General features: G+C 73.7%; 6 protein-coding genes and 1 pseudogene. 1 reads left to right on the top strand and 6 read right to left on the bottom strand.

Annotation, left to right across the window (positions count from 1 at the left end; translation table 11 throughout):
• Positions 1 to 358: pseudogene (locus AC08OV_RS19270) on the top strand (hypothetical protein); the annotation flags it as partial.
• On the opposite strand, the gene AC08OV_RS19265 reads toward AC08OV_RS19270, so the two are convergent.
• The 6 genes from AC08OV_RS19265 to AC08OV_RS19240 all read right to left on the bottom strand — a co-directional run.
• The gene (locus tag AC08OV_RS19265) at positions 355 to 999 is read right to left on the bottom strand and encodes an HAD-IA family hydrolase (RefSeq protein WP_476620061.1); all 645 of its coding nucleotides are present in this window, start codon (positions 997 to 999) and stop codon (positions 355 to 357) included. The pseudogene AC08OV_RS19270 and the gene AC08OV_RS19265 sit on opposite strands and share 4 nt — an antisense overlap.
• Positions 1,000 to 1,067: 68 nt before the next feature.
• Positions 1,068 to 2,195 carry a Gfo/Idh/MocA family protein gene (locus tag AC08OV_RS19260; protein ID WP_476613920.1) on the bottom strand — a complete coding sequence of 376 codons (1,128 nt, stop codon included), beginning with the start codon at positions 2,193 to 2,195 and terminating at the stop codon, positions 1,068 to 1,070.
• Between the two features lie 25 nt (positions 2,196 to 2,220).
• On the bottom strand, positions 2,221 to 3,381 hold the full coding sequence (locus AC08OV_RS19255; RefSeq protein ID WP_476613921.1) for a DegT/DnrJ/EryC1/StrS family aminotransferase: 1,161 nt from the start codon (positions 3,379 to 3,381) through the stop codon (positions 2,221 to 2,223).
• Positions 3,382 to 3,491: 110 nt separating this feature from the next.
• Entirely contained in the window at positions 3,492 to 4,835 is a 1,344-nt protein-coding gene (locus tag AC08OV_RS19250; protein ID WP_476613922.1) for an NAD(P)/FAD-dependent oxidoreductase, read from the bottom strand.
• A gap of 55 nt (positions 4,836 to 4,890) precedes the next feature.
• Positions 4,891 to 5,685 carry an arylamine N-acetyltransferase family protein gene (locus AC08OV_RS19245; RefSeq protein WP_476613923.1) on the bottom strand — a complete coding sequence of 265 codons (795 nt, stop codon included), beginning with the start codon at positions 5,683 to 5,685 and terminating at the stop codon, positions 4,891 to 4,893.
• A 4-nt stretch (positions 5,686 to 5,689) separates the two neighbouring features.
• On the bottom strand, positions 5,690 to 10,198 hold a 4,509-nt coding region (locus tag AC08OV_RS19240; protein WP_476620058.1), incomplete at its 5' end, for a type I polyketide synthase.

Raw genomic sequence — 10,198 nt, 5'->3', positions numbered from 1 at the left:
CGGCCGGGAAGGCCGCTTCGACGACGTCGTGGGGCGAGGTTTCGTGCTGCTGACCGCAGGCGACCCCGCGGAGCTGGGCGGGGAACGGCTGCGCTTCCTGCGGAATCTTCCGGCTCACGTCCGGCGGGTGGTCGCCGACGACGTCCGCGCCTGCGGAAGCGCGGACGTCGTCGATCGTGACGGCGTCTACAGCGGTCTCCTGGCCCGGCACGGCGCGACATCGGTGCTGGTCCGGCCCGACTACCAGGTGTTCGGCGTGGCCGACGGGCCCGAGGCGACGGCCGACCTCGTCGACGACCTCCGTGCCCAGCTGCCCGCGGCCGTGCCGGCCCGGCCCGCCCCGCCGCGGGACGTCTAACCAGCCGGGACCGGCGGGCACAGTGCCAGCAGCTCGGCCGGCCGCCGCAGGACGGCGTCCGGACCGGAGGCGACCAGCTCGTCCTCCTCCGGCGCGGCCCAGAGCGCGGCGACCGCGGCGACGTCGGCCGCGCGGGCGCTGGCGAGGTCGGTGAGCGCGTCGCCGACCATGACGGCCGCGGCCGGGGACACGCCGAGCCGATCGAGAGTGTGAAGCACGATGTCCGGGGCGGGCTTCGGATTCGCCACCTCGTCGGAACCCACGACATGGTCGAAGAACGGCAGAAGCCCGAGCTGGTCGAGCAGCGAGCGGGCCCGCGGGCCGCTCTTGCCGGTGGCGACCGCAAGACGCAGCCCCCGGACCCGCAGGGTCAGCAGCAGCTCCACCACACCGTCGAAGATCTTGACCTGGTGGGCGAGCCGATAGCTCTCCCGCACGAAGGGCCCCTCCATCTCCGACGGCAGTCCCATGATCCGCATGATGTCGGGGAAGAACCGGCCCTGGTGTCTGTGGTACTCGTCAAACGGCACGGGCCCGTCGCCGACGACCTCGGCGTATGCGATCGCGAAGGCTTCCTGCATGACGGCGAAGCTGTCGACGAGGACGCCGTCCAGGTCGAAGACGACGGCCTCAGGAGCGATCACACCCGGCAGACCAGTCCCGGCGGCGGTGTCGGTGCGGCTCTTGGAGAGCGGTGTCAGCGGCGCGGTCACGGAAGCGACTCCTTCACTCGGCTGGTTCTCGTGGAACTGTTACCTGCCTGCGGGTCGGGCAACGCCGGATCGCGCGGTGGCCGCAGCGCGGAGCTGTAGAAGTTCTCGATGGTCCGTACGGTGGTCCGGGCCTCGGCGACGGCCTGGCCACGACCGGCCGGGTGGGCGGCGAGCTCGTCAAGCTGGCGGTCGTACTCGGTGCCGACCGGCTCGGCCGGCACCGGCACCCGGGTCGCGGTGCCCTGGCGGGTGAGCGTGAGCACGCTCCGGGGCCGGCGGTTCGGGCTGAACCCGAACGTGCAGGTCAAGGTGGCATTGCCTGCGCTGCCCTCAAGGGACAGCCGGGAGGTGTCCCGAGCCTGGTGGGAGGCCCAGCTGGCGCGCAGCGCCACCGAGACGCCGTCGCCACGGATCATGAACCCCCGGGCGGTGTCCTCGACGTCGCCGGCCTGGCTCTCGTCGGCGTCCTGTCGCCAGGCCGCCCGCCAGGCCTCGTCGTTCACGAAGTCGGCTGAGGTCGCGCCGAGGACGTGGTCGAAGTGAGCCGGGCCGAGGAGGGTGGTGAGGGTGTCGAGGAGGTGCCAGCCGAGGTCGACGAGGGCTCCTCCGCCGGCTTGGTCGCGTCGGGTGAACCAGCCGCCCGCGCGGGGGATGCCGCGGGCGCGGACCCAGGCGAGGTCGGCGTGGCGGATGCGGCCGAGGCGGGGTACGAGGCGGGCGAGCGCGCGGACGTCGGCTCGGTGGCGGGCGGCGCTGCCGGCCAGCAGGGTGGCGCCACCGGCCCGCTCGGCCGCGGCGAGGGTCTCGACCTCGGCCGAGCTGAGACAGACGGGCTTCTCGAGGAAAACGCCGACGCCCCGGTGCAGCAGGTCGGCCGCGATCTCGGCGTGCAGGTGGTTGGGCACGGCCACGACGGCCAGGTCGACGTCGTGGGCGGGCAGCTCGTGAACGCCGGCCATGGCGGCCGGCGCGGCCGGCGCGGCCCGCTCGAGGGCCGCCGCCCGGCCGGCCGGGTCGGGGTCGACGACGGCGACGACCTCGTAGGCCGGGTGCCCGAGCAGGCGGGGCAGCCACAGCTCGCGGCCGGCCCAGCCGAGTCCGACGACCGCGACCCGGACAGTCATCGCGCCCGTCCGTCCGGACGCCCGCTCACGCTGCTGCCACCGAGTCGGCGATGATCGCGGCGGTGTCGCGGATCGCCTGCTCGGCGGCCAGCAGCACACGGTGGTGCAGCCAGATGCCGTCGGCGCTGATCGCCTCCACCGTGGGGCAACGCGCCGCGACCTCCTCCACCGACTCGGACGGCGCGCCGACCTCCCAGAACGCCTCTGTCCGGTAGATCGCCCGAAACGCCGCGAACGCCGGCAGCCCGGCCGCCACCAGCGTGTCGACCAGCCGGTTGCGGTCCTGCTCAGCCAGGCCCGGAATCCGGAACATGGCCATGTAGTGCGGGTTCTGGTCAGCCCTCGGGTCGCCGCCCTGGGGCACCACTCCGGGAATCGCCCCGAGCAGGCCGGACAGCAGCTGCCACCGCTCATCGCGAACAGCTCGCTGCTCGTCGAGGCGGCTCAGCTGGGCACGCAGCACGGCGGCGGAGAACTCGTTCATCCGCATGTTCGTGCCCGAGATCCTGTGGTGGTAGTGCCGGTCGGTGCGCGGGCGCCCGCAGCTGTGCCGGAGGAATGCCGTCTCGTAGGTCTCCTCGTCGGGGAACAGCACCGCGCCGCCCTCCCCCGCGGTCATCAGTTTGCCGTTCTGGAAGCTGAGCGCCGCGATGGTGCCGAGCTCACCGACGCGCCTGCCCTGCCACCACGCGCCCTGCGCGTGCGCGGCGTCCTGCAGCAACGGCACTCCGGTCTCGTCCGAGATCTTCGCCAGGGCGTCCATGTCGGCGAACAGGCCGGCCATGTGCACCGGCATGATGGCCTTCGTACGGTCGGTGATCGCCGCCGCGACCGCGTCGGGGTCGATGTTGTACGTGCTCGGGTCGATGTCGACCGGCACCGGGACGGCGCCGATGCGCTGGGCGGCCTGTGAGGACGAGATGAACGTGAAGCCCGGAACCACGACCTCGGTGCCCGGGCCGACGCCGAGGCACTGCAGCGCCAGCTCCAGTGCCTGCGTCCCGTTGGTCACGGCCAGGGTGTAAGGCGCGCCGTGGTAGGCGCCGAACTCCTCCTCGAACAAGGAGACTTCGGCGCCTCCCATCCGCCACCACTGGCCCTGTTCCAGGGCGCGGATCAGACCGTCGCGCTCGGTGTCGTCGAACTGCGGCCACTGCGGAAACTCCGGTGCTGGTCGGGAACTCATGTTTCTCCGAATCTGCTCAGGAGAGAGGGGCGGGATCGGATGGGTCAACGCGCCGGCCGTCGAGCAGATGATCTCCGTGGTGGACTGCCCGTCCCACCGGCGCCGCCCGCTCAGACGCCGGTCGCGGCCCGGCGGATCCGGGCCTCGACCCGCTCCTTGCGGTCGGCCTCGTCGAGGTGCGGGTAGGCGGGGCAGCCGAACTGCCGCTCGAACGGCGTGAACGTGTCCCACTCGGGGCGCTTGCGCATCTCCTGGGCGACGGCGTTGTGCTCGCTCCAGAAGTCGCCGCCGATCAGCCGGATCAGGTACCTCTCCAACATCTCCCGGGACGTCGTCCGGCCGGCGTCAGCCGCCGTCGCCACCAGCTCGCCGTCGTAGAACGCGTGAATCAGCCGGATGTAGGTGTCGTAGCCGGTCTTGAAGAAGTCGCTGTAGTCCTGGATCTGCCGGTCGGCATCGGCGGGGTCGTCGAGTGCGGCCCCGACCGCCTCGGCCGCCCGCACCGCGGTCGCCGCGGCCACCAGCACGCCGCCGGAGAACATCGGGTCGCCGAAACACCCCGCGTCGCCGACCATCAGCCAGCCCTCGCCGACGACGGTGTCGCTGTGGTAGCAGTAGTCGGTCTCCACCTTGAGGTCCATCGTCGGGCTCGTGCCGGTCAGCCGGGCCACGATCCGCGGCACCCGGGCCACATGCTCGTCGAACACCTGCTCCGGCGTACTGGCCCGCAGCACGTCGCGGGGCATCACGGCCCCCACGCTGATCACGTCGTCGGACAGCGGGATGGCCCACACCCAGCCGTCGGCGTGGACGCCGACCTGGATGTCGCCCGCCACGCCGAGGTTGTGCTTCTCGTCGAGGCCCGCGTAGTGCCGGAACACCGCGACCATGCGCAGTTTCTCGAGGGTCTTGCGCAGCCCGAACCTGTGCGCGATCTTGCCGGCCCGGCCGCTGGCGTCGATCACGTAGGCCGCCCGCACCTCGTGGCTCTCGCCGTCCTCCTCGTAGCGCACGCCCGCCACCCGGTCGCCGTCCATCAGCAGATCGGTGACGGTGGCGCCGAAGCGGACGTCGGCGCCGTTCGCGGCGGCCTGTTCGGCGAGCATCCGGTCGAACCGGCGCCGCTCCACCTGGAAGGCACGATCGAACCGGCCCTCGCCCTGCTTGGTGAAGTCGGCCCGGAACACGCCCGAGAAGAACTTCGACTCGGTGGGGTCGATGAACTCGCCGCCGAACTTCGGCACGTAGGCCTGGGAGGCGACCGCCTCGCGCAGGCCGATCCGCTCGAACAGGCCCATCATGTACGGCAGAAGCGACTCGCCGATGTGGAAGCGCGGTTCGGCCTCGCGTTCCAGCAGCGCCACCGAGCGGCCCTGCCTGGCCAGCATCACCGACGCGACCGATCCGGCCGGGCCGGCGCCGATCACCACGACGTCGACGGATGTGTTCGTCATACCAGTCCCTTCGTTCCCTGTCGGGTGTCCCATCTCGTCTCGGGGTTGTCGTCCGTCACCGTGGGACGGGCGGCCGGTCGAACTCGCGGGCCAGGATCGCGGCGGACAACCGCCGGTGCTCGTCGTCGTCCGTGATCGTGTGGACGTGTTCGCGCCCGTCGCGGACCACGAGGTAGCGGCGGCCCTTGAGCACGGCCTGGCCGTCGGCGAAGGCCCGCCCGCGCAGCACGCCTTGGAAGTCCGCCGCCGGCTCGGTGGGCTGCTGCTCGCGGGCCCTGTCCTCGAACTCCTTCCAGTCCTGGAAGCGGCGGGGCTGGAGCGTGAACGTGTAGACGACGCCCCACCGGGTGACCCGCCCGCGCCGCTGCACGGCCAGCGCGCCGTCGAGCTCACGCACCCGGAACTGGCTGCCGTGCTGCTCCTGCACGCTCACCGCCACCCGCAGCGGCTCGATGTAGGACGGACCCGGGTAGCCGACGTCGGTGAGCCACTGCTCGCCATCCAGCGTCACCAGACAGAACATGTGCTCGACGTCGGTGGCGAAGTGCTGCCGGCCCTCGGCGGTGCTGCCGGCCACGAGCGAGACGTCGTAGCCCAGCTCGCGCAGGAGACGGTGGAAGAGCCGGTTCAGCTGGAAACATGTGCCGCCCCGGCCGTCCAGGATGCTGCGGGTGAAGATCTCGTCCTCGTCGAGGTCGACGAGGTGGACACCGTCGGCGAAGTCCTCCGGCGCGATGTTGTACGGGATTGTCGAGAGGTGGCGGTGCTGTAACGCGCGCAGGGTCGGGAGGTCGGGGCTGGTCGGCGCGGGGGCGCCGATCCGTCGCAGGTAGGCCTCGGGGTCGAACACGTCGTCACGGTCCTTCGAGGTGGGTGAGCAGGTGGGCGGCGAGCCTTCCGGGCGTGGGGTGGTCGAAGACGAGCCCGGGCGGCAGGCGCAGGCCGGTGACCTCGACGAGGCGGTTGCGCAGTTCGAGCGCTGTCAGGGAGTCGAAACCGATCTCGAACAGCCCCTGGTCGCCGTCCAGGAGCTGGGTGGCGCCGAAGCCGAGGGTGAGGCTGACCTGATCGCGGACGATCTCCAGCAGGCCCGCCTCGCGCTCGGCCGGGGGGAGGTCGGCCAGCCGCGCCCGGGGCCGCCCGGCGGCCGCGGCCCATGCCCGGCCGCGGGTGGCCCGCACGAGGTGGCGAAGGATCGGCGGGACGGTGCCCGCGCCGGCGAGCGCGGCCAGGTCGAGCCTGGCCGGCACCACCAGCGGCCGGCCGGCGGCGAGGGCGGCGTCGAACAGGGCCAGTCCCTCGCCGGCGGGCATGGCGAGCAGCCCGCCACGCCTCCTCAACCGGGTGCGGCGCAGGTCGTCGAGGTCGGCCGCCATGCCGGTGGACTGCTCCCAGGCACCCCACGCGAGCGAGATCCCGGGCCGGCCCTGGGCCCGGCGGGCGGCGACCAGGCCGTCCAGGAAGGCGTTCGCCGCGCCGTACCCTCCGGTGCCGGCGCCCAGGAAGGTGCCGGAGACGGAGGAGAAGACCGCGAACACGTCGAGGTCGATGTCGCGGGTGGCCCGGTCGAGGTTCTGCGCCGAGACGACCTTCGCCGCGAAGACCTCCGCCAGCCGGCCCGGGTCGGTCTGGGTCACGACACCGGCGTCGAAGACCCCGGCCGCGTGGACCACGCCGGACAGCCGGCGGTGGGCACACAGCCGGTCGACCAGTTCGGTGACGGCGGCGGGATCGGCGGCGTCGAGGGCGACGACCTCCACCGTCTCGGCGCCCCAGGCGCGCAGCCGGCGGGTGAGCTCGTCCGCCCCGTCCGAGGCCGGCCCCCGGCGCCCGGCGAGGACAAGGTGCCGGACGCCGTGCACGCGGACCAGGTGCCCGGCCAGCAGGCGGCCGAGCGAGCCCATGCCACCTGTGATCAGCACGGTGCCATCCGGGTCGAAACGGGTCCCCGGGTCGGTCCGTTCCGGGCCGTCCTGACTCGAGGGCGCCGGCGGGGCGAGCCGGGTCAGCCGGGGCACCAGCAGCTCCGGCCCGCGCACCGCGACCTGGGGCTCGCCGGTAGCCAGGACGTCGGGCAGCGGGCCGCCGTCCGGGTCGAGGTCGGCAAGCACGAAGCGGTCGGGGTTCTCGGCCTGGGCCGCGCGGACCAGCCCCCAGACGGCCGCACCGACCGGGTCACGGGCGTCCGAAGCGACCGCGCCCCGGGTGGCCACGACGAGTGGCACGGTGTCCAGGCCGCCTCCGGCGAGCCAGGTCTGGAGCACCTCGAGCACCCGGGTGGTCTCGGTGAACGCGTCCTCGCCGCCACCGGCGGGCAGCACGACGGCAGCGGGCACGGGCGATCCTGAGAGCACGTCGTCGGCCAGGTCGGCGACCTCGACCGGGCTGGTGACGGTAGGCCAGTCCGGAGCCGGTTCCGGGCCCGCGCCGGCGGGCAGCGGTGTCCAGGCCACCTCGTACAGACCTTCGCCGGCCATCCGCAGCCGGCTCGGTGTGAGCTGTCGGAAGACCAGCGCCTCGGTGCTCAGCACCGGACGACCGGCGTCGTCCCAGGTCTCCAGGGTCAGCGCCTCGCCCCCGCGGAGTGCCGCCCGGACCCGCAGGGACGTCGCCCCGGCGGCGTGCAACGTGACGCCGTTCCAGGCGAACGGCAGCATCACCCGGTCGTCGTCCGGGGCCAGGAACGCCCTGGTGTGCAGGGCGGCGTCCAGCAGCGCGGGATGGAGGACGAAGCGGGCGGCGTCGGCGTGGGCCTCCTCCGGCAGGGCGATCTCGGCGAACAGCTCCTCACCGCGGTGCCAGGCGGCACGCAGGCCGCGGAAGGGCGGGCCGTACTCGTAGTGGTGCCGGCGCAACGCGGCGTAGAAGTCAACCGGATCGATCTTGACCTCCTCCGCGCCGGCCGGCGGCCAGGCGGTGGCGTCGAACTCCGGCCGGGGCAGCCCGGTCGGGGCCACGCCGGGAGCAAGCAGTCCGGTGGCGTGCCGGGTCCAGGCCCCGTCGCCGCGGCCGTCGCGCTCGGAGGGAGCGGAGTGCACGCTCACCCGGCGCACACCCCACTCGTCCGGGCCGCCGACGCTCACCTGGACACGGACGCCCGCGCGGCCCGGCACCACCAGCGGGGCTTCGATCACGAGTTCCTGCAGGTGGCCGCAGCCGACCTCGTCACCGGCCCGGACGGCCAGCTCCACCAGCCCCGTGCCAGGCAGCAGGACGACGCCGTCGACGGCGTGGCCGGCGAGCCAGGGGTGTGTCCGCAGGGACAGCCGGCCGGTTGCCAGCACACCGTCGGTCTCCGGCACCTCGACCACGGCCGCGAGGATCGGGTGGTCGGAACCGGCCAGGCCGAGCGCGGGCGCGTCGCGGGCCTCGCGGGCGGTCGGCAGCCAGTAGTGCTCGTGGTCGAACGCGTACGTCGGCAGGTCCACGGCGCCGCCGGTGCTGCCCGCCGGGAGGGCGGCCCGCCAGTCGACGTCGACGCCCCGGACGAACAGCTCACCGGCGGCGGCGAGCACCGCCTGGCTCTCCGGCCGGTCGTCGCGCATCGCCGGTACCGCCGCGCCGACCGCGCCGGCCAGGCCGGTGAGTGCCGTCCCGGGTCCTGTCTCCAGGAAAAGCCCGCCGCCAGCCTCGACCGCGGCCCGCAGCGCCGCGGCGAACCGCACCGGGCGGCGGACGTGGTCGGTCCAGTAGCGGGTGGTGGACAGCTCGGTGGTCACCAGGGTGCCGGTCAGGGTCGAGATGACCGGGGTCACGGGCTCCCGCCAGGTCACACCGTCCAGGACGGCGGCGAAACCGTCGAGCATCGGGTCCATGAGGGCCGAGTGCGCCGCCCGGGAGATGTTCAGCCGCCGGGTCCGGGCGCCGCGGGCGCTCAGGGCCTCGGCCGCCGACAGAACACCGTCCTCGGCACCGGACAGCACCACCGAGTCCGGGCCGTTGACCACGGCCAGGTCCACACCGTCGCCGAGGAACTCCCGCACGGCATCCTCCGGCAGGTTGACCGAGACCATCGCGCCGCCGGGCGGCAGCGCCTGCATCAGCCGGCCGCGGGCGGCCACCACCCGGGCGGCGTCCGGCAGTGACAGCAGACCGGCGACGTGGACGGCGGCGAGCTCGCCGACCGAGTGGCCGACGACGAGATCGGGCCGCACGCCCCAGGACTCGAACAGCCGGGCCAACGCGACCTCTACGGCGAAGACACCGGCCTGGGTGTAGACCGTCTCGTCCAGCAGGCCGTGCGGCGAGCCGAACACGACATCGCGCACCGGATGGCCGATCCAACCCGCCAGGTGCTCGTCCAGCAGGTCGCACACTTCGTCGAAGGCTGCCGCGAACGCGGGGTACCGAGTGGCGAGCTCGCGGCCCATCCCCGCGCGCTGTCCCCCCTGGCCGGGGAACAGGAACACGAGCCGGCCCGAATCGCCCGCCCGGCCGGTGACGGCACCGCGGGCGGGCCTGCCGGCGGCCAGCTGCTCCAATTCGGTCACCGCCTGCGCCCGTGACCCGGCCACCACGACGGCCCGCTCGGGCAGGTAGCCGCGGTGCGTGACGAGGGCGGCCGCGACGTCCGGCAGCGGGGCGGGGGCCGCCGGCAGAAAACCGGCCAGCCGGGCGGCCTGGCCGGCGAGGGCCCGCGGGCTGCGGGCCGAGATCACGATCGGGGCGGGGGCCTGCTCGGTCGCGGCCCCGGAACCATGGCCGGCGGCTGCTGCGGCGCCAGGTCCGGCCCCGGCGACGGCGGACTCCGCGGTGGGTGCGGGTCCCTCGGCCGGGGGCAGCGCGGTCCCGTCGGGCGCCTGCTCCAGGATGACGTGCGCGTTGGTGCCGCTGAGCCCGAACGAGGACACACCGGCGCGCCGCGGCCGGCCGGTGCGCGGCCAGTCCTGGGCGTCGGTGAGCAGCTCGACCGTGCCGGCGTCCCAGTCGACCTGGGTGGACGGCGCGTCGACGTGCAGCGTGGCCGGCAGCACGCCATGCCGCAGCGCCTGCACCATCTTGATCACACCGGCCACACCCGAGGCGGCCTGAGCGTGGCCGATGTTCGACTTCAACGACCCCAACCACAGCGGCCGCCCGGCGGGCCGGCCCCTGCCATAGGTCGCGAGGAGGGCCTGCGCCTCAATCGGGTCACCGAGCCTCGTACCCGTCCCATGACCCTCGACAGCATCGACATCACCCGCCGACAGCCCCGCGTTCGCCAACGCACGGCGGATCACCCGCTGCTGCGACGGCCCGTTCGGCGCCGTCAACCCGTTCGACGCACCGTCCTGGTTCACCGCCGAACCCCTGAGCACGGCAAGCACCCGGTGCCCGAGCCGACGGGCCTGCGAGAGCCGCTCCAACACCACGACCCCCACCCC

The sequence above is a fragment of the Frankia sp. CeTa3Moorea genome, assembly GCF_978021225.1.
The sequence above is the reverse complement of the archived record's forward strand: the minus strand, read 5'-3'. Positions and strand labels throughout refer to the sequence as shown.

Bases quoted from the DNA above. Each gene is read 5' to 3' on its own strand.
- AC08OV_RS19260 (WP_476613920.1), bottom strand. From the start codon at position 2,195: ATGACTGTCCGGGTCGCGGTCGTCGGACTCGGCTGGGCCGGCCGCGAG.
- AC08OV_RS19250 (WP_476613922.1), bottom strand. From the start codon at position 4,835: ATGACGAACACATCCGTCGACGTCGTGGTGATCGGCGCCGGCCCGGCC.
- AC08OV_RS19255 (WP_476613921.1), bottom strand. From the start codon at position 3,381: ATGAGTTCCCGACCAGCACCGGAGTTTCCGCAGTGGCCGCAGTTCGAC.